Here is a 19629-nt window from a genome sequence, read left to right as displayed (position 1 = left end):
GCAGCAAGCCCGCCACCCGGGCTTTATCCGCCGCACCCGCAACGACCGCTTCACCGGCCCAACGCCTACAATCCGCAACTTTCCGCCGCCACCGCCCCCATGACCGACACCCGCCCCATCGCCGCCACCGCCCACCTCCTGCTGCTCACCACCACCGTCTTCGCCCTGATCTGCGGTGCCGCCCAGTTCTGGCGCCACGACCTCGACCCCATCGCCATCCCCCTCAGCTTCTATCTCACCGGCCCCGGCGGCGCCTACGTACGCCTGGCGTACTACCTGATCTCGGCCGGCCTGCTGGGATTCGCCCTGGGCGGATACCGCGCCACCTCCCCACAACTACGCAGCCGCCTGGCCTCAGCCCTGTTCGCAGGCGCCGGCCTGGCCCTGCCCATAGTCGCCCTCACCGAACAATTCCTCGGCTCCCCACACGAACAACAAGCACGCCTGATCCACGGCCTGGCCGCACAAGCCACGTTTCTATGGCTGAGCTTCGGCATGCTGCTGTTGAACGCACGCTGGCGACGCGACACCGTATTGAGCGCAGGCAGCACAACGGGATGGATCGTGGCGTGGCTCGCGACCGCGGTGCTGTGGTCCCAAGTATTCCTACGCGACCTGCCGCATGGGCTGATGCAGAAACTGACGATCGGCTTGATTCTGGTATGGCTGGCGTGGGCGGCGCGGCATATGCGGCGCGCGGCCGGCGTCAGATAAAGGGGCTTTGGCTCGATGCGTGTTCCCGCAAGCCTTGGCCCCTCACCCTGCCCTCTCCCCGGAGGGGAGAGGGGTGATGTCGTGAGGCAGGCAGGAATGAAGAGCCAAAGCTGGCGCCAGTCACTGAACGTCCTCTTCGCAACGGCACGTTGAAGGGCGCGTTACGTAAACGCACCGTCGTTTCGTGTCGACTCTGGTTAATCCATTTCCACGGACGTCACTGCTCGTTCTAGTCGCGTCGCGAGCCGTTGCTCTAAGGCCATTTCTCTTTGGTTACTTTCTCTTTGGGCCAGCAAAGAGAAAGTGACCCGGGCGCCGGCAGGCGCACGGAATGCCCGCTGCATAAGCGGCCCATTCGCGTCACCGCGAAAACCAGGCGATACCGCCACTCGATCCCGGCCTGCGCCGGGATGACGAGCTAGCCGACAGCGCGCCGCTGAACCAGCTCGCACACCGTGCGCACATCCCCATCCATCGCGCGATCGCGCGACATAAACCCAATGTGCCCACGCAACACATCGTGCGCCTTGCGCACCGCCTCCCCGGCGTGGAAATCCCCCACCCCGGCCAAGGCCGAGGTCAACTGCTGCACCTCAGCAGCAAACTGCGCGTAATGCGCATGATCCTCCCGCGGCGCGTTAGCCACCTTGGCGGCGAGCGCCTTCCAATCGCCACGCGCCGCAAGCCGCCGTGCGGCATTCAACATCGCCTGGCGCAAATCCAGCGCCTGCGCAGCCGTATACAACTCCAACGCAATCACATGGCTGAGATCATCCAGCATCTCCAATACATGGCGCGCCTCATTGGCACCCATGGAGACATGATCCTCCGCATTGGCACTCGTCGGCACCGAGTAGACGCTCGCCGGATGCGCCCGCGTCGCCAGATCGTTGACCAGCGCCGCCGCCGTGTACTGCACGATCATGAAGCCGGAATCGGTACCGTCCTCATTGCCGGTGAGAAACGCCGGCAACCCATCGTTCGTCGCCGGATCCACCAGCTTGTTGAGCCGGCGCTCGGAAATCGAAGCGAGCACCGGAATCGCGGCCTTGACGTAACTCATCGCCAGCGCCAGCGGCATCCCATGGAAATGGCCCGCTGAAATCACCTGCTCCTCGATGAACTGCGCACCCTCCGCATCCGGGAAGATCAGCGGATTGTCGGTGACCGCATTGAGCTCGATATCGATCACGCGGCAGGCCTGCGCCCAGGCGTCGCGCACCGCGCCATGCACCTGCGGCATGCAGCGCAGGCAATAGGCGTCCTGCGGCTGGTGCTTCTTGCCGCCCTTGAACGGCAGGAAGCGGCTGTAGAAGGCCTCGCGGCCGTGGCGCTGGTTGGCCGGCACCCAGTCCCAGCCGATATCGAAGCTCAGCGCCTGGTCTTCCGGCGCCGTCCACGCATCGGAAGCCCACTGCTTGAAGCGCGGCACCAAGTGGTAAGGAATATCGACCAAGGTGCTTTCAGTCAGCAGCTCGCGCACATGCCCGGCGGTTTCCACCTGGCCGGGATGCGGGCGCAGCGCGTGCACTTCCGGGCGCAGCGCGCCGCTGCGGCCGGCGAAGGCATCGAGCGTCATGGCGGCGGCGAGGTCGGCGGTGTCCAGCAGGTATTCCAGCGTATCCAGCGCCAGCGCGGCGGTGGCCAGCATCTGCGCGGTGCCGTTGTTCAGCGCCAGGCCTTCCTTGAAGGACAGGCGGATCGGCGCCAGGCCTGCGCGCTCCAGCGCTTCGGCGCCGGGCAGGCGCTCGCCCTGGTAGAACGCTTCGCCGCCGCCGAGCAGCACGATGGCCAGATGCGACAGCGGGGCAAGGTCGCCGCTGGCGCCGACCGAGCCCTTCTCCGGCACTACCGGCACCACGCCGCTGTTGAGCAGCGCGGTCAGCGCGCGCAGGGTTTCCACGCGGATGCCCGAATGGCCGCGCATCAAGGTGTTGATGCGGATCACCAGCATGGCGCGCACCACGTCCTCAGCGAACGGCTTGCCCACGCACACGGCATGGGTGGTGATGAGGTTGTGCTGCAGTTCTTCCAGCAAGGTGCCTTCCGGCTTCTCGGGGTGGCCGCCGGGAAGTTCGTCGCGCAGGCGATGCGCGCCGAGCAGCTTGTCGGCATTGCTGCCGAAGCCGGTGGTGACGCCGTAGGTCGGCTCGCCGCAGCTCACCTTGTCGGCGAGGAAATCCGCCGCGCGCTGCACGCGCGCCAGCTGCGGCTCGTCCAGCACCACCGGCACGCGCTCGCGCGCGGCGGCGACCAGTTGCGCGCGGGTGAGGCTGCTGCCATCGAGTCGGATCTGCTCACGCTCATGGATATGGCTCATAGATGTGCTCCGCGCCGCTGGGCGCTGGTCTCATGGGGAATGGGGATGCGGCAAAACGAACTGCGCGGACGCCATCGACGACGGCGTCCGCGCCGGGATCACGGCGCGATCTCGGCCTGCGCCAGCTCGACGCGCAGCGTCTTGATCAGTTCCGCGCGGGCGACTTCGAACTGATCCTGGCGGCGCATGTCCTTCACGGTGACCACGCCCTTGGCCAGTTCGTCCTCGCCCAGCACCAGCACGAAGCGGATGCCCGCGCGGTCGGCATATTTGAACTGCTTGGCCAGCTTGCCGCCTTCCAGCACCACTTCGGTGGCGATGCCGGCGCCGCGCAGTTCGCTGGCCACGGCCAGGTAGTCGGCCATGCGCGACTCGTCCATCTGCGTGACCAGCACGTCCACCGTGCTGCGCGCGGTACTGATCAGGCCGGCTTCGCGCAGCTGCCAGTACAGGCGGGTGAGGCCGATGGAAATGCCCACGCCCGGCAGGCGCGACTTGGTGTACTGGCCGGCGAGGTTCTCGTAGCGGCCGCCGGAGCAGATCGAGCCGATCTGCGGGTAGTCGTTGAGCGTGGTCTCGTAGACGGTGCCGGTGTAGTAGTCCAGGCCGCGCGCGATCGAAAGATTCAGCGCGAAATGCGATTCCGGCACGCCGAAGTCGCGGATCAGGCCCAGCACTTCCTTCAGCTCCGCGCGGCCCTGCTCCATCGACTCCGGACCCGCGCCGAGCGCATCCAGCTGCTCGAAGGCCTCGTGCACCGAGCTGGAACGCACCTGCACGAAGGCGAGGATCTTCTCGGCTACGTCGGCGGCCAGGCCGAAGGTTTCGCCGGTGAGCGTCTCGCGCACGTAGTCGGCGCCGCGCTTGTCCAGCTTGTCCACTTCGCGCAGCACCAGGGTCTGCTGCTCGGCGTCGCTCACGCCCAGGCTTTCGAAGAAGCCGCGCATCAGCTTGCGGTTGTTGAGCTGGATGGTGAACGCGCCGATGTTCAGTTCGCGGAACACGCTGTAGATGACCGCCGGCAGCTCGGCGTCGTAGCGCACCGAGAGGCCGTCCTTGCCGATCACGTCGATGTCGCACTGGTAGAACTCGCGGAAGCGGCCGCGCTGGGCGCGCTCGCCGCGGTACACGCGCTGCATCTGGTAGCGGCGGAACGGGAAACTCAGGTCGTGCTCGTGCTCGGCCACGTAGCGGGCCAGCGGCACGGTGAGGTCGAAGCGCAGGGCCAGCTCGGGCTTCTCGCCTTGCTCCAGCGAACCGGTGGACTGCACGAAATAGACCTGGCGCTCGGTCTCGCCGCCGGTCTTGGTCAGCAGCACGTCGGAGAACTCCATCACCGGCGTTTCCACCGGCAGGAAACCGAAGCGCTCGTAGTTGCGGCGGATCGTGTCGAGCATGCGCTGGAACGCGATCTGGTCGAGCGGCAGCAGCTCGAGTACACCGGGCATGGTGCGGGCCGGGGTAAGCGCCATGAAATCCTCTGCTTCGAAAGGGAAACGCTGCCGGCGCCATGGCGCGCGGCGGTAGCCGCATAGGTTAGCAGAAGGCCTGCGCGCCCCTTCGCCGGCCACGCCGCCGAATCGGAATGTTCCGGACCTGTTGCGAAGTCCGCCGAGGGTCATTAAGATACGCGGCTCCCACGGGGTGTAGCTCAGCCTGGTAGAGCGCTACGTTCGGGACGTAGAAGTCGCATGTTCGAATCATGTCACCCCGACCAATTCGATGATCAAGCCGGCCCAGCGCCGGCTTTTTCATGTCCGCACGACAGGCGCGCATCCCTTCGCACATACTCGGCGCCACCTGCCCCTCGCTGACGCAAGGAACGCGCCGTGCCCCGTCTCGCTTCGCTCCGCACGATCCTCCTCGCCCTGCTGCTGATACCGCTGCTCGCCGCCTGCTCGAAGAAACAGGAAGTGACTCCGCAGGCCAGTATCGGCGGCGAAAAGAACAAGGCCGGCGTCGCGCTGGCCTACGAACACCGCCTCACCCTGCGCCTGCCGTCGGAAACCATCGCCCCGCGCCTGGTGGAGGCGCGCGCCGCCTGCGAGTCGGCGCGCTTCGGCGAATGCAGCGTGCTGCGCATCGAACAGTCCAGCTGGGACGCCGCGCTCATCGTGCGCATCGTGCCCGCCGGCGTGGAACCGCTGGTATCGCTGGCCGCCAAGGGCGGCGAAGTCGGCGAACGGGAAACCTCGGCCGAAGACCTCGCGCCCGCGGTGGCCGACAACCAGCGCCAGCAGAACCTGCTCAAGGCGCAGCAGCAGCGCCTGGATGCGCTGGCCGCGCGCAAGGACCTGGCCGTCGCCGACCTGATCGCGCTGGGCAAGGAACAGGCCTCGGTCGAGAGCCAGCTGCAGGAACTGGAACGCCAGTCGGCCGGACAGCAGCACCGCATCGCCACCAACCTGCTGACCTTGCGGCTGCGGCCGCTCGGCGCCGACTCGCGCGGCGCGCAGCTGCGCGAATCGCTCAAGGGCGTGCTCGACGAATTCGTCGACGGCCTGGCCAACGCGATCCAGGCGATCAGCTACGGCCTGCCCTTCGTGCTGCTGGGTTTCCCGCTGCTGCTGCTCTGGCTGTGGCTGTGGCGCCGCTTCGCGCGGCGCAAGGCGTAAGGCTCAGTCGAGCAGGGCCAGTTCGGCCAGCCGGTCCATTTCCTCGGCGTCGAAGCCCGCTTCCAGCCGCGCCTGCCGGTTGAACGGCCCGCGCGGCGTGCGGCCCATGTAGTCGCGCAGCAGATCCAGGAAGGCCTGGCGCGGCTCCAGCCCGTCGCGCTCGCAGCAGTGGCGGAACCAGCGCGTGCCGGCGGCGACGTGCGCCACTTCCTCGCGCAGGATCACTTCCAGGATCGCGATGGTGCGCTCGTCGCCCGCGCCGCGCAGGCGCTCGATGATGCCGGGCGTCACGTCCAGCCCGCGCGCCTCCAGCACGCGCGGCACCAGGGCCATGCGCGCGGTGTCGTGGTGCGCGGTCTTCTCGGCCATTTCCCACAGGCCGTTGTGCGCATCGAAATCGCCGTAGGCGTGGCCCAGTTCCGCCAGGCGCACGCTGAGCATGTCGAAGTGGCGCGCCTCGTCGTGGGCGCAGCTGGCCCAGTCGCGGTAGTACGCCTCGGGCTTGCCGCGGAAGCGGTAGACCGCGTCCCACGCCAGGTTGATCGCGTTGAATTCGATATGCGCCACGGCATGCACCAGCGCCGCGCGGCCTTCGGAGGTACCGAGGCCGCGGCTGGGCACCTTGCTGGCGTGGACCAGCAGCGGGCGTTCGGGGCGGCCGGGGGCGCTGATGGGTTCGGGTGCCGGCGAGGCCGGATCCGGCTGCAGTTCGCCGGCGAGCAAGGCGTTCCAGGCCGCGCGGGTCAGGCGCACTTTCTCCGCCGGGTCGGTGGCGTCGAGGCAGCGCCTGGCGGCCTGGTGCAGGTCGGTCATGAGGCCCGCTTACGCGCTGCGGCGCGCCGCCTTCGCGTCGTCCGAGCGCAGCATCTCGATCTGTTCCAGATACTGCTTGTCCAGCCCGGTGACGTATTCGCCGTTGAAGCAGGAGGCGTCGAAGTTGGTCAGCGACTCGTTGCCGTCCTGAACCGCCCAGAACAGGTCCTTCAGGTCCTGGTAGATCAGCCAGTCGGCGCCGAGCACCTGCTCCACTTCCTTCTCGGTATGGCCGGCGGCGACCAGTTCCGACGCGGCCGGCATGTCGATGCCGTACACGTTCGGATAGCGCACCGGCGGCGCAGCGGAGGCGAAGAACACGTTGCGCGCGCCGGCGTCGCGGGCCATCTGGATGATCTGGCGCGAGGTAGTGCCGCGCACGATGGAGTCGTCCACCAGCAGCACGTTCTTCTTGCGGAATTCCAGCTCCACCGGATTGAGCTTGCGGCGCACCGATTTCACGCGCTCGCCCTGCCCCGGCATGATGAAGGTGCGGCCGATATAGCGGTTCTTGACGAAGCCCTCGCGGAACGGCACGCCCAGCGCCTCGGCCAGCGCGCTGGCGGCGGTGCGGGCGGTATCGGGAATCGGGATGACCGCCTCGATGCCGTGGTCCGGGCGCTCACGCAGGATCTTCTCGGCCAGCTTCTGGCCCATGCGCAGGCGCGCCTTGTAGACCGAGACGTTCTCGATCATCGAGTCCGGGCGCGCCAGGTACACGTATTCGAAGATGCACGGCGCATGCGTGGCGCCCTCGGCGCACATGCGGCTGAACAGCTGGCCGTCGACGCTGATGAACACCGCCTCGCCCGGCGCCAGGTCGCGCAGGCGCTTGAAGCCGAGGATGTCCAGCGCCACCGATTCCGAAGCCACCGCGTACTCGCGGCCTTCCGCGGTAACGCGCTCGCCCAGCACCAGCGGACGGATGCCGTTGGGGTCGCGGAAGGCCAGCAGGCCGTAGCCCAGGATCAGCGCCAGGCAGGCGTAGCCGCCGCGCGCGCGGGCATGCATGCCGGCCACGGCCTTGAAGATGTGGTCCGGCGTGAGCGCCATGCGGTCCTGGATCTGCAGCTCGTGCGCCAGCACGTTGAGCAGCACTTCGGAGTCCGAATCGGTGTTGATGTGGCGGCGGTCGTCCTCGAACATCTCGCGCCGCAGGGTCTCGGTGTTGACCAGGTTGCCGTTGTGCGCGAACGCGATGCCGTAGGGCGAGTTCACGTAGAACGGCTGCGCTTCCGAGGAACCCTCGGAACCCGCGGTGGGGTAACGGCAATGGCCCAGGCCGATGCGGCCGCGCAGGCCGCTCATGGCGGTCTGGTTGAACACGTCGCGCACCAGGCCGTTGCCCTTGTGCAGGCGCAGCCGCGCGCCCTCGACGGTGGCGATGCCTGCCGCGTCCTGGCCGCGGTGCTGCAGCACCGTCAAGCCGTCGTAGAGGGCCGATGCCACCTCGGTGGTACCGACGATGCCGATGATTCCGCACATGGTTGTGATGCCTGTAAGTGCTTTAAGGATTCGTTGTCTGGCGCGGGGCGGCTTCCACCGCCTTGGGGTCGCGCGCGGCGCTCATGGCGGCCGGGTCGCGCGGTACCGCGGCGTCCACGCCGGGCGCGCGCGCTGCGCTGCGTGCCGGTGCGGGCGCCAGGCCCTGCAGCGCCGCCGGCAGGCCTTGCAGCTGGCCCTGCCATTGGCTGGGCAGTTGCGGCAGCTGGCTGGGCAACTGGGTCGGCAGCCGCAGCTCCGGCAGCTTGTCCGGCAGCGACGGCAGCCCGTCCATCGCCGTCGACGGCTGCTGCAGGAATCGCCGGGCGCTGCTCGGCACCTGCTGGTTCAGCCAGCCGGCCACGCCGGTGAACTGCGGCAGCAATGCCGACTGCTGCCACCACGGATCGCGCGTCAGCGCGGTGAGGCTGACCAGGAACACACCCACCGTCACCACCAGCACGCCGCGCGCCAGGCCGAACACCATGCCCAGCAGGCGATCCGTGCCGCTCAAGCCGGTGCCCTGCACCAGCCTGGCCACCAGGAACCGCACCACGATGCCCAGCACCAGCACGCCGACGAAGGTGGTCGCATAACCGGCCGCCAGGCGTGCCGAAGGCAGGCTGATCTTGTTCGCGTACAGCTCCGCCACGTGCGGGCCGAAGGTCCAGGTGATCCACGCCGCGGTAACCCAGATCAACAGCCCCAGGACCTCGGAAATGAGGCCGCGCCACAACCCGATCAAGACCGAGATGCCCAGTACCGCCAGGATGATGTAGTCGGCCCAGTTCATGGCGGCGCTGGCTCGATGCTCAGGGGGCGGAGACGACGTTGCCGGCGAGGCCGAGCTTGGTCTTGATCTGGTCGCGCACGCGCACCGCGTCGTCGCGCTGCGTCTGCGGCCCGGCGCGCACGCGCCACAGCTGCTTGCCGCTCGCGTTCACGGTGTCGACGTAGCCGTCGAAGCCGTTGGAGCGCAGCTTGTCGCGCAGCGCGGTGGCGTCGGCCTGGCTGCCCATCGCGGCCACTTGCACCGCCCAGCCGCCCGCGCGGGCGGCGGCGGGCGCAGGAGCGGCGGCGGCCGGCTTGGCGGCGGGTGCCGCCGCGGCCGCGGCCGGAGCGTCGTCCTGCGCCGGTGTGCTGGCGCTGCCTTCGAGGCGGGCCGGGGCGCCGGGGATGGTCTGGGTGATCTTCAGGCGCGCGGCCTCGGCGGCGGCGCGGGTGTCGAACGGACCGGCGGTGACCAGGGTCAGCTGCTTGCCCGCCTGGTTGAGCGGACGGCTGGACACCGGATAGCCGAGCGCGCGCACGCGCTGCGTCAGGCTTTGCGCGCTGGCGGCGGAGGCATAGGCGCTGAGATTGAGGGTGTAGCGGCCATGCGCCGCGGTCGCGGCCGGCAGGTCGGCGGCGGGTGCCGGGGTGGCGGCGGGCTTGGTCTGCGCGGGAATCGCCGGCTGCGCGGCCGGTTTCGGCGGCGCGGCGGCCTGGTTCGGGATCACCGGCTGGCCGGGCGTGCCGGGGCGGGTGACCGTGGTCGGCGCGGGCTGCTGGCCGGCGGCGGGGTCGGTCTCGACGTCGCGCGGGCGGTTGGAACCGATCTCCACCGTGGCCAGCTTGTCCGAGCCGGCCGGCGTGGCGGCCTGGCCCGCGGCCGAGGAAGCGGCGGCCGGTGCGGCAGCGGCGGTGCCGGCGGAGGCGGCGCCCGGGGTCAGGCTCATGGTGCGCGTCTGCAGGTCGCGGTCCGGCGCCGGCGGGATGGCCAGGCTGACCGTTTCGTCGCCACCGGTCTTCGGCGGCGTGCTGGAAAAGAACATCGGCACGAACAGAACCGCCAGCGCGATCAGGACGGCGGCACCCAGCAGACGTGTTTTCAAGACAGGCTCCAAGGCGGCAAAAGCGCAAACACGAAACGGCGGGATTATACCTGACGTGGACGATCACCCATGCGGGCGCTGCGATGACCGTTTCCAGCGTTCAGTTCTGCAGCACCGCGGCGGCGACGAAGAACGAACCGAAAGCCAGGATGCGCTCGCCCGGAAGCGCCGCCGCACGCGCCGCGGCAAGCGCGCTGCCCACATCTGCGTGAAGATCGAACGCGGCCGACGGCAGCGCCTGCTGCAACTCCTTGCGCAAGGCCTCCGCCGGCAGGCCGCGCGGCGTATCGCGCTCCAGCCCCGCCAGGTGCCAATGCCCGATGCGCGCGCCCAGCGCGGCGATCACGCCGCCCACGTCCTTGTCCGCCAGCGCGCCGTACACCGCATGCACGCGTCCGCCAGGATGCGCGTCCAGCCATTCGGCCAGCGCGCGCGCGGCCTGCGGGTTGTGGCCGACGTCGACGATCAGCGCTGGATCGCCGCCCAGCGCCTGCAGGCGCGCGGCGACGGCGGCGGTCTTCACGCCTTCGGCCGCGGCTGCCGCGAGCGCGGCGGACGGTATCGGCGCATGCGCGCTGTGCGCATGCAGCGCGGCGATCGCCGCCGCCGCATTGGCGTACTGCACGGGCGCGGCCAGCGACGGATCCGGCAGCTCGAAGGCGGTGCCGTCGCCATGCCGCCAGGTCCAGCCCTGCGCATGGCGTTCCACCCGGAAATCCACGCCGGCCCGCTCCACCCGCGCGCCGATGGCGGCCAGCGCCTCCAGCAGGCCGGCCGGCGGCGCGGCCTCGCCCACGATCGCCGGCCGGCCCTGGCGGGCGATACCGGCTTTCTCGCGGCCGATGCTGTCGCGGTCGTTGCCCAGCCAGTCCATATGGTCGAGATCGACGGTGGTGATCACCGCGACGTCGGCGTCGACGATATTGATCGCATCCAGCCGCCCGCCCAGCCCCACTTCCAGCACGGCGGCGTCCAGGTCCGCGCGCGCGAACAGGTCCAGCGCCGCCAGCGTGCCGAATTCGAAATAGGTCAGCGGAATATCGCCGCGCGCCGCTTCGATGCGTTCGAAGCTGTCGACCAGTGCCTGGTCGCCGGCATCCTGGCCGTCGATGCGGATGCGCTCGTTGTAGCGCAGCAGATGCGGCGAGGTGTAGCAGCCCACGCGGCGGCCGGCGGCACGCAGCATCGCTTCGAGCATGGCCACGGTGGAACCCTTGCCGTTGGTGCCGCCGACGGTGACGATCCAGCGCGCCGGCGCCGGCGCGCCCATGCGGCGCCACACTTCGCGCACGCGCTCCAGGCCCAGCTCGATGCTGCGCGGGTTGACGCCTTCCTGATAGCTCAGCCACTCGGCCAGCGTGCGCGACATACGGGTGTTTCCAGATAGGGGATCAGGCGTCCAGCGGACGCAGCCAGAAGCGCAACCGGTGGCTGCTCGGCGCGGCGTCGCCGGCTTCCGTCCAGTCCAGTGCGCAGAACATGTCGTCCTGGCGCGCATAGCCGCGCTTGCGCCAGAACGCATCGTTGGGGCGGTAATCGGCGGGGCGGCGCGGATCGTCGTCCGCGCGTTCCACCGCGCAGAATGCGGTCAGGCCGAAACCGCCCAGGCGCCGCGCATGCGCTTCGCGTTCGTCGAAGAAGTGGTGGCCCAGGCCCTGGCCGCGATACGCGGACAGCAGGACCGACTCGCCGAAATAGAACACCTCGTGCAACGGCAGTCCGCGTTCGAGAAACGGCCGGTGGAAGGCCTCGCCGTCATCGGCCAGCGGCAGCCCCGTGGAAGCACCGATCACGCGGCCGCCGTCCAGCGCCAGCACGAACACACTGCGCGGCGAGCGCGCATAGGCGGCGAGGTAGCGCTGCTCGTAGCCGGCATCGCCTTCGTACAGATACGGATACTCGCGGAACACCGCGATGCGCAGCCGCGCCAGGTCGCCCAGATAAGGGGTCACCGCCTCGCCGCTGCAGCTGATCACCTCGAGCGCCATGCTCAGCCGCCGACCTGGGCGATCCAGTCGTTGAGGTTGTAGTAGTTGCTGACGCGCACGAGCTTGCCGTCGCGGACGTCGAAGAACGCCCCGCCCGGCAATACGTAGCGCTGGCCCTGCGCGGGCGGCAGGCCTTCGTCGTCGGCGAGGTATTCGCCATGCACCACGTATTCGGCCGCGGCATGGGCGCCGTCGGCGCTGACCATCACCACGATGTCCTTCAGCTGCTCGCGGTAGCTGCGCTCCATGCGGCCGAGAAAGGCCTTGAACGCATCGATGCCGGTTTCGCGGCCGCCCTGGTTGATGTCGTGGGCGACGTCGCCGGCGAGGCAGCCGAGCATGGCGGACCAATCGGCGGCGTTGAAGGCGGCGTAGTAGCGGCGGATCAGGGATTCGGTGGGGGACATGGAGCGGACCGGGGAGTACGGACGCAAGAGAGTAACGCGTAGGTTGGGGTGAGCACAGCGAACCCCAACGGACCTCGCAAGGCAGGCGCCACGTTGGGGTTCGCTGCGCTCACCCCAACCTACGCGCCGTCCTGCGCAAACCCGCCGACACCAGCCGCCGCAGCACGCGCTCCTGCAAACTCCCATGCCCGATCAGTTCCATCCGCACCAGCGCCTCGTCCTCGCCTTCCACCGGTTCGCCCGGATGGAACAAGGCGCGCAGCAGATCCCAGCGCCCTCGCCACGATCCGCTCTTCGACTTCAACCAGCCCAGCGCCGGCAGCAGCCGCTGTTCCACCTCGGTGAAATCGCTACCGAACGGAAAGGCCGGAAACAGGCCGCGGCGCTCCATCGCGCCCAGCGCCTCGCGCAGATGCTCCGGCGTGTTGAGCCGCCACTTCTCCGGAATCTGGAAATCCGGCGACAACTTGCCCGCCGACTTCGCCTCCGCGCACAGCGCGTCGAGGAAGCGCGCATCGCTGATCGCCAGCATCGCTTCCACGCATTCGTTGTCGGACTTGCCGCGCAGGTCCGCCACGCCGTACTCGGTGACGAACAGATCGCGCAGATGCCGCGGGATGGTGCAGTAGCCGTAGTTGAAACGGATATTCGTCTCCACCGTGCCGCGCACCTTGCGGGTGGCGCGCAGCAGCAGGGCGGAGCGTCCGTCCGGCAGCTCATGCGCCATCGCCACGAAGTTGTACTGCCCGCCCACGCCACTGACCACGCGGCCGTCTTCCAGGCCGTCCGACACCGCCGAACCCAGCAGGGTCGCCATCATGCAGGTATTGAAGAAGCGCGCGCCGCGGCGCTGCAACGAAGCCAGCGCCTGGTGATTGCCGTACAGCTGGTTGACGTTGGAAACGCGGCACATGTCGATCGCATCGGGATCGGCCGCCTCGGTTTCGTCCAGCCAGCGGTACAGCTCCCGCGTGCCGAGAAAGAACGCGCCGCGCAGGTAATGCCCGCCGGGCGTTTCCGGCGCCAGCCGCCCTGCCGCCGAAGCACGTTCCAGACCTAAGTTGTCCCAGCTGCGCCGCCGCAGGATGCCGGCGCGCTGCAGATGCATGAAGCCGTCCATCACCATTTCGCTGGCGCCGTACAGGCCGGTGTCGAACGGCGCCAGCCCGCCGAAGCGCGCGGCCAGCGCATGGGTGGCGCCGCGCGGGTCCAGCGCCACCAGGGCGCGGCGCCAGTGCACGTTGTCGCGCTGGCGCAGCAGCAGCGCATGCACCAGCGCGTCGGACAGCGCGCCGATGCCGATCTGCAGGCAGCCGCCGTCCTTTACCAGCGCGCTGGCGTGCAGGCCCAGCGCGTATTCGGCCAGGTCCACCGGCTGGCGCGGCAGCGCGAACAGCGGGGTGGCGGTTTCCGGCTGCAGTTCCAGGTCGAAGAAGTTTGCTTCCACCTCGGCATGGCCGCTGAGGTACGGCAGGTCCGGATGCACCACCGCCACGCACAGCGGCCGCGCGCGGCCGGCGGCCCTGGCCTGGTCGAGGAAATCCAGGGTGAGGTCCGGGTTGCACGAGAGGCTGTAGCGCACGCCTTCGGGCGTCTCGCGGCGCGCCACCAGTTGCACCAGCAGGTTGATGTCCTGCACCACCAGGTCGCGCGCGACGTGCGTGTAGTTCTGGCTGATGTAGTTGCGCTGCGCGCTGCCGGACTGCAGCAGCGCGCCGGACTGCATGTAGAACTCGTGCACCGCCACGTTGGTGGGCAAGGCATTGCGCGCCTGGTCCACGGCGTATTGCGGGTCTTCCGCGTCGAGGCCGAAGTGGCGGTCGAGAAAGGGTTTGGCGAAGCGCTCTTCCAGCCCCGGCTGCGGACGCGGGCGGGTCAGCGACAAGGCGGTGTACAGCGTCATGGAGCGCGAGCCGTCGGCCTGGGTCAGCCGGTACAGCGCATTGAGCAGCCCATGCGGCTTGCCTAATCCGAGCGGCGCGGCGATGCGCAGATCGGGACCGAGCCGTTCGGCGATGTGCCGTGCGCAGGCTTCCGTGTCGGTACGACATTGCTCTGGCGTCATGGGCGCGGAGCATGCCAAAACGCAGTACGTGCTGCATAGCCGGCGCTTTCATGCTGCCTTCACCCGCCGCGGCGGTCACCAGCCATGCCCTACACTGCCGGCATGAACTTCGCCGCGTCCCCGACCTCCCCCACCCGGCGCCTCGCCGAACAGGCGCTCAGCCGCGCCGCCGGCGCGCCGCTGCTGCCGGGCAACCGCATCGACCTGCTGATCGACGCGGCCGTGCATTTCGAGGCCTGGCTGGCGGCGATCCGCGGCGCGCAGAAGCGCGTGCTGCTGGAGAACTACATCATCCGCGACGACGAGGTCGGCCGCGCCTTCCGCGACGCGCTGGTGGAGCGCGCCAGCAGCGGCGTGACGGTGGCCGTGGTGTACGACTGGATGGGTTGCCTGGGCCAGTCGCGCGCCAGTTTCTGGGCGCCGCTGCGCGCCGCCGGCGGCCAGGTGCGCAGCTTCAATCCGCCGCAGCTGGGCCAGCCGTTCGGCTGGATCAGCCGCGACCACCGCAAGCTGCTGGTGGTGGATGGCGAAAAAGGTTTCCTGTCCGGCGTGTGCATCAGCCAGAAGTGGCTGGGCGATCCGGCGCGCGGCATCGCGCCGTGGCGCGACACCGGCGTGGCGCTGCACGGCCCGGCGGTGGCGGAACTGGAACTGGCCTTTGCGCAGAGCTGGTCCTGCATCGGCGAACCGCTGCCCGAATTCCCGCTGGAACCGGTGCAGCCGGCCGGCGAGGTGGCGCTGCGGGTGATCGCCACCCAGCCTTCGACCGCCGGCATGTACCGCATGGACCAGCTGATCGCCGCGATGGCGCGCAAGACGCTGTGGCTGACCGACGCCTACTTCGTCGGCGTGGCGCCGTATGTGCAGGCGCTGGCTTCGGCGGCGCGGGACGGCGTCGACGTGCGCCTGCTGGTGCCGGGCAGCAGCGATATCCCGGTGGTCGCCGGCATGTCGCGTTCCGGCTACCGGCCCTTGCTCAAGGCCGGCATCCGCGTGTTCGAGTGGAACGGCTCGATGCTGCACGCCAAGACCGCGGTGGCCGACGGCCAGTGGGCGCGGGTGGGCTCGTCCAATCTCAATATCGCCAGCTGGCTGAGCAACCGCGAGATCGACGTGGCGGTGGAAGACGCCGCCTTCGCCCAGCAGTTGGCCGCGCAGTACGAGCAGGATCTGGCCAACGCCACCGAGATCGTGCTGACTCCGCGCCCGAACCGGCCGGACAAGGAGCGCGTCAGCGCCTCCGCCCGGCGCACCCGCACCGGCCGCATGGGCGGCAGTTCCAGCCGCGCCGCCGCCGGCGCCCTGCGCATCGCCAACACCATGGGCGCCGCGCTCAGCGACCGCCGCGTACTGGGCGACACCGAGACCGGCCCGCTGCTGGCCGGCACCGCCGCCCTGGTGGCGCTGGCGGCGGTGGCGATCCTGTGGCCGGCCGTGGTCGGCTGGCCGATCGCGGTGCTGGCGGCGTGGTTCGCGCTGAACTTCGGCATTCGCGCCTGGCGCGCGCGGCGCAAGCACCAGCGGCGGATCGAGGCGGCGGACGAGCCGGACGCCTGAGCGGGCGTAGGTTGGGGTGAGCCCCAGGCGCACCCCCCCGGGGGGGGGCCGGGTGGGGCGGGCGGAGGGCCGCCCCCCCCGGCCGCCGGCGGGGGGGTTGGTTGGGGTGCCCCGCAGGCGAACCCCAACGTTGCCACGCTGTTGGGGTTCGCCTGCGGCTCACCCCAACCTACACTTCAACACTTTGCGGCAAGCCCATGACAGCCCGGCAGTTCCTGCGCTAGTCTCCCGCTTTCCATGCCCGCCCCCGACGCTCCTACGCCGCCCTCGCGGCACATCCTTACGCCGAGCACGCTCAACCGGCTGGTGCGCGACCTGCTGGAGGATGCGCTGCCGCTGGTGTGGATCGAGGGCGAGCTGTCGAACGTGGCGCGGCCCGCCTCCGGGCACCTGTACTTCACCCTGAAAGATGCCAACGCCCAGGTGCGTTGCGCGATGTTCCGCCCCAAGGCCATCGGCCTGCGCTTCCGCCCCGCCGACGGCGCCCACGTATTGGTGCGCGCCCGCGTGGGCCTGTACGAACCGCGCGGCGAATTCCAGCTGGTGGCCGAGCATATGGAGCCGGCCGGCGAAGGCGCCCTGCAGCGCGAGTTCGAGCAGCTCAAGGCGAGGCTCGATGCCGAAGGCCTGTTCGACCGCTCGCGCAAGCGCCCCCTGCCCGCCTTCGCTCGCCGCATCGGCGTGATCACCTCCGCCACCGGCGCCGCCGTGCGCGACGTGCTGAGCGTGCTGTCGCGCCGCTGGCCGCTGGCCGAAGTGGACGTACTGCCGGTGCCGGTGCAGGGCCGGGAAGCGCCGCCGGCGATCGTCTCGATGCTGCGCCGCGCCTCCGCCAGCGGCCGCTACGACGTGCTCCTGCTGACCCGCGGCGGCGGTTCGCTGGAAGACCTGTGGGCCTTCAACGACGAACAGGTCGCGCGCGCCGTGCACGCCAGCGCCGTGCCGGTGGTGTCGGCCGTCGGCCACGAGGTCGATTTCAGCATCGCCGACTTCGTCGCCGACCTGCGCGCACCCACACCCTCAGCCGCCGCCGAACTGCTGGTCCCCGACGCGCAAGCCCTGGAACGCCACCTGCGCCAGCTCCGCCAGCGCCTGGCCACCCTTCAGCAACGCCGCCTGCACGCCCTGATCCAACGCACCGACCACCTGCTGGCCCGCCTGCAAGCCCAACGCCCCCAAGCCCGCCTGCAACGCGACCACGAACGCCTGTCCCACCTGCGCCACCGCCTGGCCACCGCCATGCGCGACACCCTGCGCGAAGACAGCCGCCGCCTGGAACGCAACCACGCCCGCCTCCTCACCCGCCACCCCCGCCACCACCTGCCGCTCTACACCCAACAACTCGCACAACAGCAACGCCGCCTGCACCAGGCCATCACCCGCATCCTCGAACGCCACCGCGCCACCCTCACCCAGACCGGCCGCGCCCTGCACGCCATCAGCCCCCTGGCCACCCTCGACCGCGGCTACGCCATCCTGTTCGACGAACAAGGCCACGTCATCCGCTCCGCCACATCCGTCACACCGGATGAGCGCGTACGAGCGAAGCTGGCCGATGGAGAGCTGATGTTGAAGAACGAGGGGCCGCGCTCTTAAGCGCCCGCTGCAGGCTTCAACTCCTCGCTCCGCCCGGCCCCTCACCCTGCCCTCTCCCCGGAGGGGAGAGGGGTGAAATCGTGAGGCAGGCAGGGGCGAAGAGCAAAAGCTGGCGTCGGTTCTTGAACGTCCTCTTCGCAACGGCACGTTGAAGTGCGCGTCACGTAAACGCACGGTCGTTTCGTGTCGACTCTGGTTAATCCGTTTCCACAGCCGCCACTGCTCCTTCTAGTCGCGTCGCGAGCCTTGGCTCTCAGGCCATTTCTTTTGGGTTACTTTTTCTTTGGGCCAGCAAAGAAAAAGTGACTCGGGCGCCGGCAGGCGCACGAAATGCCCGCTGCATAAGCGGCCCATTCGCGCCACCGCGAAAACCAGGCGACAAAGTCACTGGATCCCAGCTTCCGCTGGGATGACGAGCCCCCACGTCAGAATGACGCGCAAGCAATAACAACCCCCCAATTTCCATATAACCAAACGCGCCCCATCTCACACCTTTTGAACGCGCACCAGCGCATCCTGCCCGGCCATCCCCCGATGGAACGCGATGCATGAGAGCAGCAGCGTTATTCGTAAAAGCCCTCGAAGCCGAAGGCGTAAGACGCATCTTCGGCGTCCCCGGCGAAGAAAACCTCGACCTCGTCGAAGCCCTCCGCGACTCCAAGATCGAACTGATCGTCACCCGCCACGAACAAGCCGCCGGCTTCATGGCCGCCACCTGGGGCCGCCTCACCGGCGAAGCCGGCGTCGCGCTGTCCACCCTCGGCCCCGGCGCCACCAACCTTGTCACCGCCGCGGCCTATGCGCAGCTCGGCGCCATGCCGATGATGATGATCACCGGCCAGAAACCCATCCGCACGCACAAGCAGGGCCTGTTCCAGCTGGTCGACGTGGTCGACATGATGCAGCCGCTGACCAAGTACACACGGCAGATCGTCTCCGCGCCGACCATCCCCGCACGCGTGCGCGAAGCCTTCCGCCGCGCCGAAGAGGAACGCCCCGGCGCCGTGCACCTGGAACTGCCGGAAGACATCGCCCGCGACGAAGTCGACGAAGCCATCCTGCTGCCCACCGAATACGCGCGCCGCCCCTCGCCCGACGACGCCGCGCTGGTGCAGGCCGGCGAGGCCATTACGTCCGCGAAGCACCCGATCCTGATGATCGGCGCCGCCGCCAACCGCCAGCGCACCGCGGTGGCGCTGCGCACCTTCATCGACAAGCTCGGCATCCCGTTCTTCACCACCCAGATGGGCAAGGGCGTGGTCGACGAGGACCACCCGCTGTGGCTGGGCAATGCCGCGCTCTCCGACGGCGACTTCGTGCACCGCGCGATCGACGCCGCCGATGTGATCGTCAACGTCGGCCACGACGTGGTGGAGAAGCCGCCGTTCTTCATGCACAAGGGCCGGCGCACCGTCATCCATATCAACTTCTCCTCGGCTGAAGTGGACACGGTCTATTTCCCGCAGATCGAAGTGGTCGGCGATATCGCGCATACGGTGGAACGCCTGACCGACGCGCTGACCCCGCAGGCGCACTGGAACTTCAAATACTTCGACAAGGTGCGCGAGGCTTTCCACCGCCAGCTGGCCGAACACGAGAACGACCCGCGCTTCCCGATCCACCCCGTGCGGCTGGTCGCCGACACGCGCCGCTACATGCCCGACGACGGCGTGCTGTGCCTGGACAACGGCATGTACAAGATCTGGTATGCGCGCTACTACCGCGCCCGCCAGCCCAACACCGTGCTGCTGGACAACGCGCTCGCCACCATGGGCGCCGGCCTGCCCTCGGCCATGGCGGCCAAGCTGGTGTATCCGGAGCGCAAGGTGCTGGCGATCTGCGGCGACGGCGGCTTCATGATGAATGCGCAGGAGCTGGAAACGGCGGTGCGCCTGAAGATGGACCTGGTGATCCTGCTGCTGCGCGACGACGCCTACGGCATGATTCGCTGGAAGCAGGCGGAGATGGGCTACCAGGATTTCGGCATGCAGTTCAGCAATCCGGACTTCGTCAAGTTCGCCGAAGCGCACGGCGCGCATGGCCACCGGCCGCAACATGCGGACGAGTTCCTGCCCACGCTCAAGCGCGCCTTCGACCAGGGCGGCGTGCACCTGATCGACCTGGCCATCGACTACAGCGACAACCACCGCATCCTCAACGAAGAGATCCGCCGCCTCAGCGCGGCGGTGTGACCGGAG

At 69.1% G+C, this 19629-nt stretch carries 15 protein-coding genes and 1 tRNA gene; 6 read left to right on the top strand and 10 right to left on the bottom strand.

Annotated elements, in window-relative coordinates; all coding sequences use genetic code 11:
- The first annotated feature begins 99 nt into the window (after positions 1 to 99).
- Positions 100 to 714, top strand: a complete 615-nt coding sequence (locus tag KK141_RS05550; RefSeq protein ID WP_214570308.1) for a DUF998 domain-containing protein — start codon at positions 100 to 102, stop codon at positions 712 to 714.
- Between the two features lie 418 nt (positions 715 to 1132).
- Here the strand turns inward: KK141_RS05550 and KK141_RS05545 are convergent, their stop codons facing one another.
- Both KK141_RS05545 and hisS read right to left on the bottom strand, forming a co-directional pair.
- The gene (locus KK141_RS05545; protein WP_214570309.1) at positions 1133 to 3034 is read right to left on the bottom strand and encodes an aromatic amino acid ammonia-lyase; all 1902 of its coding nucleotides are present in this window, start codon (positions 3032 to 3034) and stop codon (positions 1133 to 1135) included.
- A 98-nt stretch (positions 3035 to 3132) separates the two neighbouring features.
- Positions 3133 to 4506 (bottom strand): histidine--tRNA ligase, encoded by a 1374-nt coding sequence (gene hisS, locus KK141_RS05540; RefSeq protein WP_214570310.1) that lies wholly within the window; start codon positions 4504 to 4506, stop codon positions 3133 to 3135.
- A 168-nt stretch (positions 4507 to 4674) separates the two neighbouring features.
- On the opposite strand from hisS, the gene KK141_RS05535 reads away from it, so the two are divergent.
- Both KK141_RS05535 and KK141_RS05530 read left to right on the top strand, forming a co-directional pair.
- A tRNA-Pro gene (locus tag KK141_RS05535) sits at positions 4675 to 4751 on the top strand.
- Positions 4752 to 4863: 112 nt separating this feature from the next.
- A complete protein-coding gene (locus tag KK141_RS05530; protein WP_345777561.1) occupies positions 4864 to 5649 on the top strand; it encodes a DUF4349 domain-containing protein in 786 nt (261 codons plus the stop codon).
- Between the two features lie 3 nt (positions 5650 to 5652).
- On the opposite strand, the gene KK141_RS05525 is transcribed toward KK141_RS05530, so the two are convergent.
- The 8 genes from KK141_RS05525 to KK141_RS05490 form a co-directional block, all read right to left on the bottom strand.
- Positions 5653 to 6462, bottom strand: a complete 810-nt coding sequence (locus tag KK141_RS05525) for a ferritin-like domain-containing protein (protein WP_214570311.1) — start codon at positions 6460 to 6462, stop codon at positions 5653 to 5655.
- 9 nt (positions 6463 to 6471) lie between these two features.
- Entirely contained in the window at positions 6472 to 7947 is a 1476-nt protein-coding gene (gene purF / locus KK141_RS05520) for an amidophosphoribosyltransferase (RefSeq protein WP_214570312.1), read from the bottom strand.
- 22 nt (positions 7948 to 7969) lie between these two features.
- The gene (locus KK141_RS05515) at positions 7970 to 8737 is read right to left on the bottom strand and encodes a CvpA family protein (RefSeq protein WP_214570313.1); all 768 of its coding nucleotides are present in this window, start codon (positions 8735 to 8737) and stop codon (positions 7970 to 7972) included.
- A 19-nt stretch (positions 8738 to 8756) separates the two neighbouring features.
- Entirely contained in the window at positions 8757 to 9818 is a 1062-nt protein-coding gene (locus KK141_RS05510) for an SPOR domain-containing protein (protein ID WP_214570314.1), read from the bottom strand.
- Between the two features lie 100 nt (positions 9819 to 9918).
- Entirely contained in the window at positions 9919 to 11187 is a 1269-nt protein-coding gene (folC, locus tag KK141_RS05505) for a bifunctional tetrahydrofolate synthase/dihydrofolate synthase (RefSeq protein ID WP_214570315.1), read from the bottom strand.
- 22 nt (positions 11188 to 11209) lie between these two features.
- A complete protein-coding gene (locus KK141_RS05500; RefSeq protein WP_214570316.1) occupies positions 11210 to 11806 on the bottom strand; it encodes a GNAT family N-acetyltransferase in 597 nt (198 codons plus the stop codon).
- A 2-nt stretch (positions 11807 to 11808) separates the two neighbouring features.
- Positions 11809 to 12213 (bottom strand): ketosteroid isomerase-related protein, encoded by a 405-nt coding sequence (locus KK141_RS05495; RefSeq protein ID WP_214570317.1) that lies wholly within the window; start codon positions 12211 to 12213, stop codon positions 11809 to 11811.
- Between the two features lie 109 nt (positions 12214 to 12322).
- Positions 12323 to 14278 (bottom strand): acetyl-CoA hydrolase/transferase C-terminal domain-containing protein, encoded by a 1956-nt coding sequence (locus KK141_RS05490; protein ID WP_214570318.1) that lies wholly within the window; start codon positions 14276 to 14278, stop codon positions 12323 to 12325.
- A gap of 84 nt (positions 14279 to 14362) precedes the next feature.
- Here KK141_RS05490 and KK141_RS05485 point away from each other — a divergent pair, with 84 nt between their 5' ends.
- The 3 genes from KK141_RS05485 to KK141_RS05475 all read left to right on the top strand — a co-directional run bounded on the left by KK141_RS05485 (position 14363) and on the right by KK141_RS05475 (position 19623).
- Positions 14363 to 15835: a phospholipase D-like domain-containing protein gene (locus KK141_RS05485; RefSeq protein WP_250901573.1), complete on the top strand. Its 1473-nt coding sequence runs from the start codon at positions 14363 to 14365 to the stop codon at positions 15833 to 15835.
- Positions 15836 to 16072: 237 nt separating this feature from the next.
- Positions 16073 to 17431 carry an exodeoxyribonuclease VII large subunit gene (gene xseA / locus KK141_RS05480; protein ID WP_214570319.1) on the top strand — a complete coding sequence of 453 codons (1359 nt, stop codon included), beginning with the start codon at positions 16073 to 16075 and terminating at the stop codon, positions 17429 to 17431.
- Positions 17432 to 17979: 548 nt separating this feature from the next.
- Positions 17980 to 19623, top strand: a complete 1644-nt coding sequence (locus KK141_RS05475) for an acetolactate synthase large subunit (RefSeq protein ID WP_214570320.1) — start codon at positions 17980 to 17982, stop codon at positions 19621 to 19623.
- The last annotated feature ends 6 nt before the right edge of the window (positions 19624 to 19629 follow it).

This window comes from Dyella sp. LX-66, from assembly GCF_018599165.1.
In the GTDB taxonomy this organism is placed as follows: domain Bacteria; phylum Pseudomonadota; class Gammaproteobacteria; order Xanthomonadales; family Rhodanobacteraceae; genus Dyella_D; species Dyella_D marensis.
This window is presented reverse-complemented; position numbering and strand designations above follow the sequence as displayed.